10 protein-coding genes are annotated in these 16,746 nt (G+C 68.7%); 9 read left to right on the top strand and 1 reads right to left on the bottom strand.

The features are described 5' to 3' along the window. Positions 1–216: 216 nt before the first annotated feature. Entirely contained in the window at positions 217–4,014 is a 3,798-nt protein-coding gene (locus ACH4C6_RS19100) for a GH92 family glycosyl hydrolase (RefSeq protein WP_398109741.1), read from the bottom strand. 368 nt (positions 4,015–4,382) lie between these two features. Here ACH4C6_RS19100 and ngcE point away from each other — a divergent pair, with 368 nt between their 5' ends. The 9 genes from ngcE (at position 4,383) to ACH4C6_RS19055 (ending at position 16,721) form a co-directional block, all read left to right on the top strand. Further along, entirely contained in the window at positions 4,383–5,837 is a 1,455-nt protein-coding gene (ngcE, locus tag ACH4C6_RS19095) for an N-acetylglucosamine/diacetylchitobiose ABC transporter substrate-binding protein (RefSeq protein WP_398109740.1), read from the top strand. A gap of 42 nt (positions 5,838–5,879) precedes the next feature. Then, positions 5,880–6,806, top strand: coding sequence for a carbohydrate ABC transporter permease (locus ACH4C6_RS19090; protein WP_398109739.1), 927 nt, complete (start codon positions 5,880–5,882; stop codon positions 6,804–6,806). Next, positions 6,806–7,729, top strand: a complete 924-nt coding sequence (locus ACH4C6_RS19085; RefSeq protein WP_398109738.1) for a carbohydrate ABC transporter permease — start codon at positions 6,806–6,808, stop codon at positions 7,727–7,729. Before ACH4C6_RS19090 ends, ACH4C6_RS19085 begins: the two co-directional genes overlap by 1 nt. 504 nt (positions 7,730–8,233) lie before the next feature. Next, positions 8,234–9,445, top strand: a complete 1,212-nt coding sequence (locus ACH4C6_RS19080; RefSeq protein ID WP_398109737.1) for an ROK family protein — start codon at positions 8,234–8,236, stop codon at positions 9,443–9,445. 133 nt (positions 9,446–9,578) lie between these two features. Next, positions 9,579–10,679: a sugar ABC transporter substrate-binding protein gene (locus ACH4C6_RS19075; RefSeq protein ID WP_398109934.1), complete on the top strand. Its 1,101-nt coding sequence runs from the start codon at positions 9,579–9,581 to the stop codon at positions 10,677–10,679. A 183-nt stretch (positions 10,680–10,862) separates the two neighbouring features. Beyond that, the gene (locus ACH4C6_RS19070; RefSeq protein WP_398109736.1) at positions 10,863–11,654 is read left to right on the top strand and encodes an ATP-binding cassette domain-containing protein; all 792 of its coding nucleotides are present in this window, start codon (positions 10,863–10,865) and stop codon (positions 11,652–11,654) included. Then, a complete protein-coding gene (locus ACH4C6_RS19065; RefSeq protein WP_398109735.1) occupies positions 11,651–12,943 on the top strand; it encodes a sugar ABC transporter permease in 1,293 nt (430 codons plus the stop codon). Before ACH4C6_RS19070 ends, ACH4C6_RS19065 begins: the two co-directional genes overlap by 4 nt. Before the next feature lie 180 nt (positions 12,944–13,123). Continuing rightward, positions 13,124–15,046 (top strand): 1-deoxy-D-xylulose-5-phosphate synthase, encoded by a 1,923-nt coding sequence (gene dxs, locus ACH4C6_RS19060; protein ID WP_398109734.1) that lies wholly within the window; start codon positions 13,124–13,126, stop codon positions 15,044–15,046. A 172-nt stretch (positions 15,047–15,218) separates the two neighbouring features. Further along, complete coding sequence (locus ACH4C6_RS19055; protein ID WP_398109733.1) at positions 15,219–16,721, top strand: amino acid permease; 1,503 nt, start codon at positions 15,219–15,221, stop codon at positions 16,719–16,721. Positions 16,722–16,746 lie beyond the last annotated feature (25 nt).

The following is a 16,746-nucleotide window of genomic DNA, read 5'->3' as shown; positions in this document are numbered from 1 at the left end:
CCTTCCCCGCGTTCGAGCTCGCCGGCGGCGCCTGCGGCCTGACACCACCCGGGTTCCGCGTTCGCGCGGGATGAAGCACCTCCCCGGCCGCCGCCGGTCCGCCGCGGCGCTGCTCGGAGCCGCCGAAGGCGGCAGGGCCGGGCCGCGCGCCGCCGTCCGGCGGTTCCGCGCGACCCGGCCCGATTGCGGCCGGTCGACGCCCTCGACGTCGTCGGTTCAGCCCAGCAGTTCCACCTCCGCCAGCGTCGCCTCGCCGTCGAGGACCAGGCGGTACTTCGCGTACGCGCCCGGCGACTTCACCGAGAACGCCCGGGTCTGCCGGTCCCAGGCGAAGGACTCCCCGGAGCGCCGGTCCAGCGTCCGCCAGGTCTCACCGTCCGCGGAGCCCTGGAGGGTCCACGCGGCCGGTGCCTTCGTGCGGTCCTTCGACGACGTCAGCGTGTACTGCACGGCCTCGGTGCCCGCTGCGGCCGGCAGGTCCACGGACGTCACCTGGGCATCCGTCGCCGAGGTGTCGTCGAACAGGGCGCCGTCGCCCTTCAGCGCGTCCACCCGGGGCTCCGGCACCTCGTCGTCCTCGGTGATCGACACCGGCGCCGCGTCCTTGCCGGTGCCCCAGGACGACGGCCGCGGCCCCATGTCGAACTCCAGGACACCGCCCCGGGCGACCACCGAGTGCGGCAGGGACGTCTTCGACCAGGTACGGCCGTTGACCTTCAGCCCCTGCACGTAGACGTTCCTCGCGCTGTTGCGCGGCGCCTTCACCACCAGCTCGCGCCCGTTCTCCAGGTGCACGGTCGCCTTCTCGAACAGGGGCGAGCCGATCGCGTACTCGCCGCTGCCCATCACCAGCGGGTAGAAGCCGAGCGCGGAGAACAGGTACCAGGCCGACTGCTCGCCGTTGTCCTCGTCCCCGTGGTAGCCCTGGCCGATCTCGCTGCCCGTGTACAGGCGGGACAGCACCTCGCGGACGTTCTTCTGCGTCTTCCAGGGCTGCCCGGCCGCGTCGTACATGTACAGGGCGTGGTGGGCCACCTGGTTGGAGTGGCCGTACATGCCCATCCGCACGTCCCGTGCCTCGGTCATCTCGTGGATGACACCGCCGTAGGAGCCGACGAACTCGGGGGAGGCCGTCTCGGGGGTGGAGAGGTACTCGTCCAGCTTGTCGGCGAGGCCCTTGCGCCCGCCGTACAGGTTGGCCAGACCCCGGCTGTCCTGCGGGGCGGTGAAGGCGTAACCCCACCCGTTGGTCTCGGTGTAGTCGTGGCCCCACACCCGCGGGTCGTACGCCGAGGACTCGACCCGCCAGTCGCCCTTCGCGTCACGGCCCTGGAAGAACCCGGCCTTGCCGTCGAAGAGCTTCACGTAGTCCTGCGCGCGGTTCAGGAAGTACTCCGACTCCTCCTGGTAGCGCTTCTCGCCGGTCTCCTCGTAGAGCCTGCGGCCCATGCGGGAGATGCCGTAGTCGTTGAGGTAGCCCTCCAGCGCCCAGGACAGGCCCTCGTGGGTCTCGGTGCTCGTGTAGCCGAGGAACGGGGAGGTGGCCATGCCCTTGCGGCCGACGCCCGGACTCGGCGGCACGACCGTCGCGTTCTTCACGGCCGCGTCGTACGCCGCCTTCGCGTCGAAGTCCACACCCTTGACGTAGGCGTCCGCGAACGCCACGTCCGAGGAGGTGCCCGTCATCAGGTCCGCGTAGCCGGGCGAGGACCAGCGGGAGGTCCAGCCGCCGTCCTTGTAGTGCTGCACGAACCCGTCGACCAGCTCACCGGCCTGGGACGGGGTCAGGAACGAGTAGGCGGGCCAGGTCGTGCGGTAGGTGTCCCAGAAGCCGTTGTTGACGTACACCTTGCCGTCGACGATCTTGGCGCCGGTGTCCGTCGGGGAGTCCGGCTCCGGCATGCGGGAGAACGGCGAGGCGTACTTGTACTCGCCATCGACCTTCTCGTGCCCGGAGTTCGGGTACAGGTACAGCCGGTACAGGCTGGAGTACAGGGTCGTCAGCTGGTCGGGGGTCGCGCCCTCGACCTCGACCTTGCCGAGCAGCCGGTCCCACTGCCGCTGGGCACTCTTCTTCACCGCTTCGAAGGACCGGTCCCGCGGGATCTCCTGGCGCAGGTTGTCCTTCGCCTGGTCGATGCTGATGAGCGAGGTCGCCAGGCGCAGGGTGACCGTCCGGTCGTCGGCGTCGAAGCGCAGGTAACCCTTGACGCCGCTGGAGTCGCCCCCGGTCACCGGCTGGTCGAACTCGCCGTAGACGAACAGCCGTGTCGCGCCCGTCGACAGCCCGGACTTGACGTCCGAGTAGCCGGTGACGACGCCGTTGTCCTTGTCGAGGGTCAGACCGGCCTGGTCGGTCACGTTGTCGAACACGACGCTCGCGTCGTCGCCCGGGTAGGTGAAGCGCAGGGCCGCCGCGTGGTCGGTCGGCGCCATCTCGGCCTTCAGCCCGTTCTCGAACCGCACGCCGTAGTAGTACGGTCGCGCCGTCTCGTTCTCGTGCCGGAAGGCCAGCTCCCGTGCCTCGCGGCCCAGTTCGGGGGCGCCGGACGCGACGGACGGCATCACCTGGAACGTCTGCCGGTCGCCCATCCAGGGGCTCGGCTCGTGGCTCGCGCTGAACGCCTGGATGGTGGGCAGGTTGTCCGCGTTGTTCGATCGCGCGTAGTCGTACAGCCAGCTCAGCGAACCGGCGTTGGTCACCGGCGTCCAGAAGTTGAAGCCGTGCGGGACGGCCGTCGCCGGGAAGTTGTTGCCCCGGGAGAAGCCGCCGCTGGAGTTGGTGCCGCGGGTGGTCACCGCGTAGTCCGACAGGTGCGCCTTCGGCCGCTCGGGCGTGACGGAGGCGATGCTCACGTCGTCCACCCAGCCGCGGAACTTGGCGGGACCCTTGGGGGAGTCGTACGCCACCAGGATCCGGTCCACGGTCTTCCCGGCCGCGACCGAGCCGATCCGCGCGGCCACGTTGTTCCACTGGTTGACGTAGAGGACCTTCGACGCGCCCTGCCCCTGCGGGGTCAGCGGGAAGCCGTGCTGGTCCGTGGCGCGCAGCTCGCTCAGATGGGTGCCGTCGGTGAAGGCCAGGTCGACCGAGACGTTCGTGGCGTCGTAGTCGAGGTCGCCGTCCGCCATGGACGGGAAGATCCGGTACGACAGCTGCGTGTTCCGGCCGACGGCCACGTTCACGTCGAAGACCTTGTTGTACGAGTACGCCCGGCCCTCGGCGGTGTGCCGGCCGGCGTAGCGCAGCGCCCGCTTGCCGGTGAACCCGGCACCGGCCTTGGCGGTGGGGGAGCCGCTCGGACCCCGGTCGACCAGCGAGAGCATGTCCTTCGGGATCGGGTCGTCGCTGCCGCCCGTGGAGAGCTGGAGGTCGGCGAGCTGAAGGATGTCGGCGCCGTTGTTCCGCGTCACCTCCAGCCGGAAGTGCGCGTAGGTGCCGGGCTCGGCCAGGTCGTACGTCCTGGTCTGGAACCGCTCCGCGAAGGACTGCCCGGAGCGGGTGTCGAGCGTCGTCCACTCCTTGCCGTCGGTGGAGCCCTTCAGGGTCCAGTCCTGCGGGTCGCGCCCCTCGGCGTCGTTGGCGGACGTCAGCGCGTAACGCTTGAGCTCGACCGGTTTGTCCAGGTCGAACTCCACCCAGCCGGTGGGCTCGAAGGCCAGCCACTTCGTGCTCGGCTCGCCGTCGACGAGGTTCTCCTTCACCTCGCCGCCGCCGGTGTTCTCGGCGCTCGCCCGGACGTCGGTGACCCGCTCGGTCACGTTGCCCGGTATGCCGCTGCTGTATCCGCCGTCGACGCCCGAGGCGCGCTTGGCGCCGCCGGGGCCGGTGTCGACCGTGTTCGTCCAGTCCGGAAGCGGGTCGTCCGCCTCGAAGGAGGACGCGAATCCCCGATCGGGTTTCGCCGGGGCCTGGGGCAGTGCGACCGCAACTCCCTGCGAACCCAAGGCCATGGCGAAGGCGGTCGCCGACACGACCGCCGAACCCCATCTGTGCCGAGCTTTCCGCTGCATCAACGGGTACCCTCCCTGCGCAGTGGACAACGTTGTCAGCTTCAATGCGCAAGGACCAGTAGTTGCCCAAGTGCCGCGATGTGTCAAGGGTGTTGTCTGTGGCATTCGAGGGCCGCGACCGGGATTTTTCCACCGGGAAACGTACAGGCCGCTCATACTTCCGCGAGGTCTCAACTCGGATAAGACCCGCGAGGAACCTTGTGTTCGATCTTGATCCGTTGGCGGGAAGTGGACTATACCTGTCGGGCGATTCACACGATCCGCACGTCACCAACCGCACTTTCCTGCACGACCCAGCTTGACCCGATCGCGGTGCCGGCAAGGATCCGGTTCACCGCCTGAGTCCTGGAGAAGGCGAGGACTTGAGCATGGGATCCACTTCCGCCGAGCACCACGGCACCGAGGGTGTCGGCCGCCGTGATCTGATCAAAAGGTCCGCCGCGCTCGGGCTGATCTCCGTCCCCACCATGAGTTTCCTGTCCGCCTGCGCGAGCAGCGGCGGGGACGACAGCGGGGACAAGGCCAAGGCCGGCAAGAAGACCGCGAAGAACCCGCTCGCCGTCAATGACACGGCGGGCATGGAATTCGTCCTGTTCGACGGTGGTTTCGGCAAGGAGTACGCCGAGGACGCCGTGAAGATCTACGAGAAGAACTTCCCCAAGGCGTCGGTGAAGTTCTCCGCCACCCAGAAGATCCAGTCCACGCTCCAGCCCCGCTTCAACCAGGGCACCCCGCCGGACCTCATCGACAACTCCGGCGCCGAGCAGATGGACATGGGCGTCCTCGTCGGCAAGAACCAGCTCACCGACCTCACCCCGCTGCTGGACGCGCCCTCCTACGACGACCCGGCCAAGAAGGTCCGCGACACGCTGCGCCCCGGCATCGTGGAGATGGGCCAGTTCGACGGCGAGAAGGTCTGGATCCTGTACTACGCCTACACCGTCTACGGCGTGTGGTACTCGCAGAAGGCCCTGGACTCGCTCGACGAGCAGTACCCGGAGACCTGGGACCAGATGCTCGCGGTCTGCGCCAAGGCCAAGAAGAAGGGCATGGCGGGCTGGACGTACGCGGGCAAGTACCCCTACTACATCCCCTTCTCGCTCTACCCGATGATCGGCAAGGTCGGCGGCCGCGAAGTCCTCGACGCCATCGACAACCTGGAGCCGAACGCCTGGAAGCACCCGGCCGTCAAGGCCTGCTTCGAGGCCTACTACGAGCTCTACAAGAAGGGATACGTCCTCAAGGGCACCCCGGGTCTGGACCACATCCAGTCGCAGACGGCGTGGGCCGAGGGCAAGGCGCTGTTCCTCCCGAACGGCTCCTGGGTGGAGAACGAGTCGGCGAACGTCATCCCGGAGGACTTCGACCTCGCGGTCTCCGCGCCCACCGGCCTCGACTCCTCCGACAAGATGCCGTTCGGCACCATCTGGGCCTCCGGCGGCGAGCCCTTCATCGTCCCGGCCAAGGCGAAGAACGCCGCCGGCGGCATGGAGCAGCTGCGCATCATGCTCAGCGAGGCGTCGTCGAAGAACTTCACCGGCAAGGTGAAGTCGCTGACCGCCTACAACGGCGGCACCGACGGCATCCCCCTCACCCCCGGCCTCAAGTCCGGCGTCGCTGCGCTGGACAAGGCGGGCGAGAACGTGGTGAATCCCCGTCTGCAGGACTGGTACGTGCAGTTGCAGAAGGAGAAGATCGGGGTGTCCGGCCTCGGCGAGATGATGGCCGGCCGCCTCACCCCGGCCGAAGCCATCAAGAAGATCCAGGGCTTCGCCGACGAGGCCGCCAAGGACGACTCCATCAAGCACTACAAGCACCAGTAACGGCACCGGAAAACCAATTTCCGCAACGGCACCGGAGTGGCGATGCAGCACGGCAAGTACCGGTTCATCGTGGGCTTCCTCGCGCTGCCCCTGGGACTGTACGCCCTCTTCGTGGTATGGCCGTTCATCCAGTCCATCTACTACTCGTTCACGGACTGGACCGGCCTGAGCCCCGAATTCAAGATGGTCGGTTTCGACAACTACAGCCGGATGCTCGACGACGACATCTTCTGGAAGTCGTTGCAGCACAGCCTGCTGTTCGCCCTCCTGCTGCCGGTGGTGACGATCGGCCTCGCGCTGTTCTTCGCCTTCATGATCAACGTGGGCGGCCGGAAGAGGAGGAACGGCCCGGTGGTCACCGGCGTCCGCGGTTCCTCCTTCTACAAGATCGTCTACTTCTTCCCGCAGGTCCTCTCGATCGCCATCGTCGCGCTGCTGTTCGCGTTCGCGTACAACCCGGACAGCGGCGCGATCAACTCGCTCCTGCGCGGCATCGGCCTGGACGACGTCCAGCCCCTCTGGCTGGGCGACCCCGATCTGGCCCTCTGGGCGGTGATGGGGGTCCTCGTCTGGTCCACGGTCGGCTTCTTCGTGGTCCTCTTCTCCGCGGGCATGGCCTCCATCCCCTCGGACATGTACGAGGCGGCCCTGCTGGACGGCGCGAACCGCGTCACCACGTTCTTCCGGATCACTCTGCCCCTCCTGTGGGACACGGTGCAGTCCGGCTGGGTCTACATGGGCATCCTCGCCCTGGGCGCCGAGTCGTTCGCGGTCGTGCAGATCATGACGACCGGGCCGGGCGGTCCCGACTACTCGACCACCGTCATGGTCCTGTACGTGTACCAGAAGGCGTTCCGGGACGGGCAGGCCGCCTACGCCACGACCATCGGTGTCGCCCTGCTCGTCGTCACGCTGGCCTTCGCCGCCGTCGTGATGCGGCTGGGCCGCCGCGAGCGGCTGGAGTACTGATGAAGACCACCGAAACCCCCGCTCCGCTCCCGGCCGAGTCCGGTGCCGTCCTCACCAAGGAGGACCTGCCGCCGGCCGCACCGCCCAGGGCGAGGAAAGAGGGCACGGTCCTCAACGTCTTCTCGCACGGCGTGCTGGTCATCTGGGCGATCATGGTGGTCATGCCGCTGCTCTGGGCGGTCATGACGTCCTTCAAGGACGACCGCTCCATCTTCAGCTCGCCCTGGTCCCTCCCGGACTCGCTGCACTTCGACAACTGGTCGCGGGCGTGGACCGAGGCCAACATGAGCGACTACTTCCTGAACACGGTCCTCGTGGTCGGCGGATCGCTCATCGGCACCCTGGTCCTGGGCTCCATGGCGGCCTACGTCCTGGCCCGCTTCGACTTCCCGGGCAACCGCTTCATCTACTTCCTGTTCATCGGCGGCATGAGCTTCCCGATCATGCTGGCCCTGGTCCCGCTGTTCTACGTCGTGAACAACATGGGGCTGCTGAACACCATCCACGGCCTGATCCTGGTCTACATCGCCTACTCGCTGCCGTTCACGGTGTTCTTCCTCACGGCGTTCTTCCGTACCCTCCCGACGTCGATCGCCGAAGCGGCCTTCGTCGACGGCGCCTCACACAGCCGCACGTTCTTCCAGATCATGCTGCCCATGGCCAAGCCGGGCCTGATCAGCGTGGGCATCTTCAACTTCCTGGGCCAGTGGAACCAGTACATGCTTCCCACGGTCCTCAACACCGACCCCGACAAGAGGGTCCTCACCCAGGGCCTGGTCCAGCTGGCGGTCAGCCAGGGCTACAAGGGCGACTGGTCGGGCCTCTTCGCGGGCCTGGTGATGGCGATGCTGCCGGTCCTGGCCGCGTACATCGTCTTCCAGCGGCAGGTGGTCCAGGGGCTGACGGCGGGTGCGCTGAAGTAGGAACCGGGGGTTCACCCCCGAGGGCGCTCCTAGATGCTCGGCGGTGCCGCTGAGGCGCGGGTGGCTCCGCAACCCGGCGTGGCGGGGTGCCGCTGCGCCCACCCGTGCCGCCCCTAGCGGCACGCATGCCCGCAGTTGGGGCGGTCCGCACCCGCGTACGGCGAGAAGGGGTCGTGCCGGGGGGTGTCCGCCCGCAGCTGGTTGGCGCGTCAACGGACAGTCAGTCGGCACGCACGTCGATCGCGCCGTTCCGAGGACGGACACCACACGGCGCGGCCCCGACCCCCCACCCGCCGGCAGGCGAAACGCACACCCCCGAGCACCCGCACAGGCCGCCGCAGGCGGAAAGCGCGTACCCCCGCATAGCCGTCCGCGACGAGACGCACACACCCTGGAATCGGTTCAACCTCTTGACGGGAGGCGACCCGAACGGCTCAGCTTAGAGTTCACTAGTTGGACATAGACGGGGCCTCACCGATGCGGCCCCGTGCGCAGGAGGTCGTCGTGGAGACTCCGGGGTCGCAGTCGTCGCTGCACCGAGCCAACCTGGAGCGTGTCGTACGAGCCGTGCGCCTGGCGGGCTCCCTCACCCAGGCCGAGATCGCCCGGACGACGGGTCTGTCCGCGGCGACGGTCTCCAACATCGTCCGGGAGTTGAAGGACGGCGGCACCGTCGAGGTCACCCCGACCTCCGCCGGCGGCCGCAGGGCGCGCAGCGTGTCCCTCAGCGGCGACGCCGGCATCGTCATCGGCGTCGACTTCGGCCACACCCACCTGCGCGTCGCCGTCGGCAACCTCGCCCACCAGGTGCTGGCGGAGGAGTCCGAGCCGCTGGACGTCGACGCCTCGTCCGCCCAGGGCTTCGACCGCGCGGAACAGCTGGTCAGTCGCCTGATCAAGGCGACCGGCGTCGACCGCTCCAAGATCGCCGGCATCGGTCTCGGCGTCCCCGGCCCCATCGACGTGGAGTCCGGCACCCTCGGCTCCACCGCCATCCTCCCGGGCTGGACCGGCACCAACCCCGCCGAGGAGCTCCACGGCCGCCTCGGGGTCCCCGTCCACGTGGACAACGACGCCAACCTCGGCGCCCTGGGCGAGATGGTCTGGGGCAGCGGCCGGGGCGTGCGCGACCTGGCGTACATCAAGGTCGCCAGTGGTGTCGGCGCCGGGCTCGTGATCAGCGGGAAGATCTACCGCGGTCCCGGCGGCACAGCCGGAGAAATCGGGCATATTACACTCGACGAATCAGGCCCCGTCTGCCGCTGCGGCAACCGCGGCTGCCTGGAGACCTTCACGGCCGCGCGCTACGTGCTCCCGCTCCTCCAGTCCAGCCACGGCACCGACTTGACCATGGAGGGCGTCGTGCGGCTGGCGCGGGACGGAGACCCGGGCTGCCGTCGGGTGATCGCCGACGTCGGCCGCCACATCGGCAGCGGAGTGGCCAACCTGTGCAACCTGCTGAACCCGAGCCGCGTGGTGCTCGGCGGTGATCTCGCCGAGGCCGGCGAGCTGGTGCTCGGGCCCATACGGGAGTCCGTCGGACGCTACGCGATCCCCAGCGCCGCACGGCAGTTGACCGTCCTTCCCGGCGCCCTCGGGGGCCGCGCGGAGGTGCTCGGGGCCCTCGCTCTGGCCCTCAGTGAAATGGGCGATTCGACCCTTCTGGACGGGACTGCCGGGGCACCCCGGCAGGCGGTCACCCCTGCCTTCACTTAGAGAACGGATGGCACCGTTGCCATCTCGTTAAGGATTTACTTCTTGACGTCGCACGCGCGGCCGAGTTGACTTCCAGCCACCTCGGCCGCAATGTCGCGGCCTCGTCAGGGAGGTTTCTGAAGTGAACACGCGTATGCGTCGCGCCGCCGTTGCGATTGCCGCCGGTGCCATGGCTGTTTCGCTCGCCGCTTGTGGCAGCGCCAAGGAGTCCGGTGACAAGGCCGACTCCTCCGGGTCCGCCAAGAAGGGCGACGACATCAAGGTCGGTCTGCTCCTTCCCGAGAACGCGACCGCCCGTTACGAGAAGTTCGACCGTCCGCTCATCGAGAAGAAGGTCAAGGAGCTCACCAACGGCAAGGGCGAGGTCGTCTACGCCAACGCCAAGCAGGACGCCAGCACGCAGAACCAGCAGGTCGACACGATGGTGACCAACAAGGTCGACGTGCTGATCGTGGACGCGGTGGACTCCAAGGCGATCGCCGGCTCGGTGAAGAAGGCCAAGGACGCGGGCATCCCCGTCGTCGCCTACGACCGCCTGGCCGAGGGCCCGATCGACGCCTACACCTCGTTCGACAACGAGACGGTCGGCAAGACCCAGGGCGAGGCCCTGCTGAAGGCGCTGGGCGACAAGGCCAAGGACGGCCAGATCGTCATGATGAACGGCTCCTCCACCGACCCCAACGCCGCCCAGTTCAAGAAGGGCGCGCACTCCGTGCTCGACGGCAAGGTCAAGATCGGCCGCGAGTACGACACCAAGGAGTGGAAGCCGGAGAACGCCAACGCCAACATGGAGGGCGCCATCTCCGCCCTCGGCAAGAACAAGATCGTCGGCGTCTACTCCGCCAACGACGGCATGGCGGGCGGCATCATCACGGCCCTGAAGGCCGCCGGCATCGACGACATCCCGGTCACCGGCCAGGACGCCGAACTCGCCGGTGTGCAGCGCATCGTCACCGGTGAGCAGTACATGAGCGTCTACAAGCCCTACCCGCAGGAGGCGGACGTCGCGGCCGAGATGGCCGTCGCCCTCGCCCAGGGCAAGTCGCTCGACTCGGTCGCCAAGGACAAGGTCGACAGCCCGACCACCAAGGCCGTCCCGTCCGTCCTGGTCCCGGTCGTCTCCCTGACCCAGGACAACATCAAGGACACCGTCATCAAGGACGGCATCTACACCGTGAACGACATCTGCACGGGCAAGTACAAGGCCGCCTGCGACAAGATCGGTCTCAAGTAAGCAGCCCTCCCGTCCCCGGGACACGGGAGTCCGCCCCCGGACTCCCGCGCCCACCAGGGGACCGGCTGCCCCGAGTTCCTCCGGCGCCCCGCCACACCAGCCCCGCAAGCTATGCGGGGCGCCGGAGTGATCACTCCTCCCACACTTCTGCACAACCTCCCGCCGGGTCAGGCGGCGAAGGAGATGGTTCACGTGTCCGCTACGCCCGTGCTGGCGTTGCGCGGGGTCTCCAAGCGATTCGGTGCCGTCCAGGCGCTCACCGACGTAGAGCTCGAGATCCACGCCGGTGAGGTGGTCGCCCTGGTCGGCGACAACGGCGCCGGAAAGTCCACGCTGGTCAAGACGATCGCCGGCGTGCACCCCATCGATGAAGGCGTCATCGAGTGGGACGGCAGGCCCGTCCAGATCACCAAGCCGCACGACGCCCAGAACCTGGGCATCGCGACCGTCTACCAGGACCTCGCGCTCTGCGACAACATCGACGTCGTCGGCAACCTCTACCTGGGCCGGGAGATCCGCAAGCGCGGCGTCCTGGACGAGGTGGAGATGGAGCGCCGCTCCCGCGAGCTGCTCGACACGCTGTCGATCCGCATTCCCAGCGTGCGCATCCCGATCGCCTCGCTGTCCGGCGGTCAGCGCCAGACCGTGGCCATCGCCCGGTCCATGCTCGGCGAGCCGAAGCTGGTCATCCTCGACGAGCCCACCGCCGCCCTCGGCGTGGAGCAGACCGCGCAGGTCCTCGACCTCGTCGAGCGGCTGCGCGAGCGCGGCCACGCCGTCATCCTCATCAGCCACAACATGGCCGACGTGAAGGCCGTCGCGGACAAGGTCGCCGTGCTGCGCCTGGGCCGCAACAACGGCGTCTTCGAGGTCAAGTCGACCTCGCAGGAGGAGATCATCTCCGCCATCACCGGCGCCACCGACAACGCCGTGACCCGCCGTGCGGCGCGCACGAACGGGGAGGTATCCAAGTGAGCATCGACAAGACCTCCGCGGCTCCGGAAGACCACGTCGTGGAGAACCCCGAGGCGGCCAAGGCCGCCGTCACGGTGGTCGACCCCCGGCTGCTGGTGCGCGAGCAGGGACTCAAGGGCTACGTCAGCGAGTTCAAGCGCAAGATGAAGTCCGGTGACCTGGGGTCCCTCCCGGTCGTCATCGGCCTGGCGATCATCTGGATCATCTTCGCGAGCCTGAACTCCAACTTCCTCACCGCCGGCAACCTCTCCGACATGTCCGTCGCGATGGTCGGCACCGGCATGATCGCCGTCGGCATCGTGTTCGTGCTGCTGCTCGGCGAGATCGACCTGTCGGTCGGCTCCGTGTCCGGTGTCGCCGGCGCCAGCTTCGCGGTGCTGAACGTCACCAACGGCATGAACGAGTGGCTCGCCTTCGTGCTGGCCATCCTCACCGGCACGGTCGCCGGCGTGCTGCACGGCTTCTTCTTCGCGAAGATCGGCGTCCCCGCCTTCGCCGTCACCCTGGCCGGTCTGCTGTTCTGGAACGGCTTCATGCTCCAGATCCTGGGCGACAACGGCACCATCAACCTCGACCCGGACGGGGTCGTGGCCCAGCTGACCAGCTACTACTTCTCCGACGTGGCCGCCGCGTACGCGCTGGCCGCGGTGGTGACCGCCGGGTACTTCCTCAGCTCCTTCCTGGGCAACCGCCGCCGCGAGGCCGCGGGTGTGCCGTCCCGGCCGCTGAGCGAGACCATCGTGCGGACCGTGCTGCTGGCGGTCCTGGCGTTCGCCGTGGCGATCGTCTTCAACCAGTACAAGGGCCTGCCGCTGGCCGTGGTGATCTTCATCGCGGTGCTGCTGGTGACGGACTTCGTCCTGCGCCGGACCGCGTACGGCCGCAAGGTGTTCGCCCTCGGCGGCAGCGTCGAGGCCTCGCGCCGCGCCGGCATCAACGTGGAGATGGTCCGCATCTCCGTGTTCGCGATCTCCGGCACCTTCGCCGCGGTGGGCGGTCTGTTCATCGCCTCCAAGATCGCCGCGGCCAACCAGGGCGCCGGCGGCGGTGACCTGCTGATGAACGCGATCGCCGCGGCGGTGATCGGCGGTACGTCGCTCTTCGGCGGCCGCGGACGCACCTGGAACGCGCTGCTCGGTGTGCTGGTCATCGTGTCGATCCAGTACGGGCTGGCCCTGGAGGGCATCGCCTCCCCGGTCCAGTACATGATCACCGGTGGCGTGCTCCTGGCCACCGTCGTCATCGACGCCGTGACGCGCAAGACGCAGAAGACCGCGGGTCGCGCGTAACCCCGAACCGCACACCTGTGCCCGGTACCACCCGGTACCGGGCACTCGTGTGTCGTGGGCGGGGCGCATCATGGGTAGAGCCGAACGCGTGACGTACGGCCCGGAGCCACGGCGCCGCCCGCCCGGGCGGAACATTAGACTCGACAAGCCCGGCAACAGCTCTACTGCAAGGAGGCACGGGTGCCGCTGCTGACCCGTATCAGGGGACCGCGCGATCTGGACCGGCTCAACCTGGAGGAGCTGAACCAGCTGGCGGAGGAGATCCGGACCTTCCTTGTCGAAGCCGTCTCCAAGACCGGCGGTCACCTCGGCCCCAACCTCGGCGTGGTGGAGCTCACCATCGCCCTGCACCGGGTCTTCGACTCGCCCAAGGACAAGGTGCTCTGGGACACCGGCCACCAGTCCTACGTGCACAAGCTGCTCACCGGCCGCCAGGACTTCTCGAAGCTGAAGATGAAGGGCGGCCTGTCCGGCTACCCCTCGCAGGCGGAGTCCGAGCACGACGTCATCGAGAACTCGCACGCCTCGACCGTCCTCGGCTGGGCCGACGGCATCGCCAAGGCCAACGAGCTGCACCGGCGCGACAGCCACGTCGTGGCCGTCATCGGCGACGGCGCCCTCACCGGCGGCATGGCCTGGGAGGCGCTCAACAACATCGCCGAGGCCAAGGACCGCCCGCTGGTCATCGTGGTCAACGACAACGAGCGCTCCTACGCGCCCACCATCGGCGGCCTCGCCAACCACCTGGCCACGCTGCGCACCACCGACGGCTACGAGCGCTTCCTCGCCCGCACCAAGGACATCCTGGACCGCACCCCGGTCGTCGGGAAGCCGCTGTTCGACACCCTGCACGGCGCCAAGAAGGGCCTGAAGGACTTCATCGCCCCCCAGGGCATGTTCGAGGACCTGGGCCTGAAGTACGTCGGCCCCATCGACGGGCACGACGTCGAGGCCCTGGAGTCGGCGCTCGCCAAGGCCAAGCGGTTCGGCGGGCCGGTCATCGTGCACTGCCTCACCGAGAAGGGCCGCGGCTACCAGCCCGCCCTCCAGGACGAGGCCGACCGCTTCCACGCCGTCGGCAAGATCCACCCCGACACGGGCCTGCCGATCGCCAGCTCCGGCGCCGACTGGACCTCCGTGTTCGGCGAGGAGATGGTCAAGCTCGGCGAGGAGCGCGAGGACATCGTCGCCATCACGGCCGCCATGCTCCAGCCGGTCGGCCTCGACAAGTTCGCCAAGCGCTTCCCCGAGCGGGTCTACGACGTCGGCATCGCCGAGCAGCACGGCGCCGTCTCCGCGGCCGGTCTCGCCACCGGCGGCGTCCACCCGGTGTTCGCCGTGTACGCCACCTTCCTCAACCGCGCCTTCGACCAGGTGCTGATGGACGTGGCCCTGCACAAGTGCGGCGTCACCTTCGTGCTCGACCGCGCCGGGGTCACCGGCACCGACGGCGCCTCCCACAACGGCATGTGGGACATGTCGATCCTCCAGGTCGTGCCCGGCCTGCGGCTGGCCGCCCCGCGCGACGCCGACCAGGTGCGCGCCCAGCTGCGCGAGGCCGTCGCCGTGGAGGACGCGCCGACGGTGGTCCGCTTCTCCAAGGGCGCCGTCGGCCCCGCCGTGCCGGCCGTGAGCCGCGTGGGCGGCATGGACGTGCTGCGCGAGCCGGGCACGGACCGGCCGGACGTGCTCCTGGTCTCCGTCGGCGCGCTCGCGCCGATGTGCCTGGAGATCGCCGGGCTGCTCGACAGGCAGGGCATCTCCACGACCGTCGTCGACCCGCGCTGGGTCAAGCCCGTCGACGAGGCCCTGGCCCCGCTCGCCGAGCAGCACCGGGTGGTCGTCACCGTCGAGGACAACAGCCGGGTAGGCGGTGTCGGCTCGGCGATCGCCCAGGCGCTGCGCGACGCGGGTGTCGACGTGCCGCTGCGGGACTTCGGCATCCCGCCGCGCTTCCTCGACCACGCCTCCCGCGCCGAGGTCATGGCCGAGATCGGGCTGACCGCGCCGGACATCGCCCGCCAGGTGACCGGGCTGGTCGCCAAGCTGGACGGCCGGTACGAGCGCGGCGCCGCGGAGACCGTGGAGTCCGCGCGCGACTGACCGCCGCAGGGCGCCCGCGACGACGGACGCAACCGGGCAGACCGGAATGGGTCGGTTACCCCACCGTGAGGGTGGTGTAACCGGCCCATTGGCGTGAATGCGCCCGTGCCGGGGCATACGGAGGGTGCCACCTCTCGATCATGTCGAGGACGACAAGCGTGGGAGGTACCCCGTGAGCAGTACCCTCTTCCGGACGAAGAAGGTCGAGCAGTCCATCCGTGACACCGAGGAGCCGGAGCACGCGCTCAAGAAGTCCTTGTCCGCGCTGGATCTGACCGTCTTCGGCGTCGGTGTGATCATCGGTACCGGCATCTTCGTACTCACCGGCACAGTCGCCAAGAACAACGCCGGGCCCGCGGTGGCCCTGGCGTTCGTCGCGGCCGGCATCGCGTGCGCGCTCGCCGCGCTCTGCTACGCCGAGTTCGCCTCCACCGTTCCGGTCGCCGGGTCCGCCTACACGTTCTCGTACGCGTCGCTCGGCGAACTGCCCGCCTGGATCATCGGCTGGGACCTCGTCCTGGAGTTCGCGCTCGGGACGGCGGTGGTGGCCGTCGGCTGGTCGGGCTACATCCAGTCGCTCATGGAGAACGCGGGCTGGACGATGCCCGCGGCCCTGGGCAGCCGCGAGGGCGCCGACGTGTTCGGCTTCGACATCCTCGCCGCCGCGCTCGTCCTCGTCCTCACCGGCATCCTCGTGCTCGGCATGAAGCTGTCGGCGCGCGTCACCTCGGTCGTCGTCGCCATCAAGGTGACGGTCGTCATGGTCGTGATCATCGCGGGCGCGTTCCTCATCAAGGGCGACAACTACGACCCGTTCGTCCCGAAGTCCAAGCCGGTGGACGCCGGGTCCAGTCTCGACTCGCCGCTGATCCAGCTGATGTTCGGCTGGGCGCCCTCCAACTTCGGCGTGATGGGCATCTTCACCGCCGCCTCGGTGGTGTTCTTCGCGTTCATCGGCTTCGACGTCGTGGCCACGGCGGCCGAGGAGACGCGCAACCCGCAGCGGGACATGCCGCGCGGCATCATCGGCTCCCTGATCATCTGCACCACGCTCTACGTCCTGGTGTCGATCGTCGTCACCGGTATGCAGAACTACACCAAGCTGTCCATCGACGCGCCGCTCGCCGACGCGTTCAAGGCCACCGGGCACCCGTGGTTCGCGGGCTTCATCAGCTTCGGCGCCGCGGTCGGCCTCACGACGGTGTGCATGATCCTGCTGCTCGGGCAGACGCGGGTGTTCTTCGCGATGAGCCGGGACGGGCTGCTGCCGCGCTTCTTCTCGCACGTGCACCCGCGCTTCAAGACCCCGCACCGGCCGACGATCCTGCTGGGCGTGATCATCGCGGTCCTGGCCGGCTTCACGCCGCTGACCGAGCTGGCGGCCCTGGTGAACATCGGCACGCTGTTCGCCTTCGTGGTCGTGGCGATCGGCGTGATCATCCTGCGCCGGACGCGCCCGGACCTGCCCCGCTCCTTCCGCACCCCGTGGGTGCCGGTCATCCCGATCCTGTCGGTGTGCGCCTCGCTGTGGCTGATGATCAACCTGCCCGCCGAGACGTGGGTCCGGTTCGGCATCTGGATGGCCGCCGGGTTCCTGGTGTACTTCCTGTACGGCCGTTCGCACAGCCGCCTGGCCAAGGGGGAGGAGCCGGCGGAGCCGGTGGACCTGCGGTAGCCCGCGGTGAGCAGCGCCCCGGCCG

It is taken from the genome of Streptomyces sp. NPDC017943 (assembly GCF_044328425.1).
Lineage (GTDB): Bacteria > Actinomycetota > Actinomycetes > Streptomycetales > Streptomycetaceae > Streptomyces > Streptomyces djakartensis_A.
Note: the sequence above shows the minus strand (reverse complement) of the source record. Positions and strands in the feature narration are given on the sequence as shown.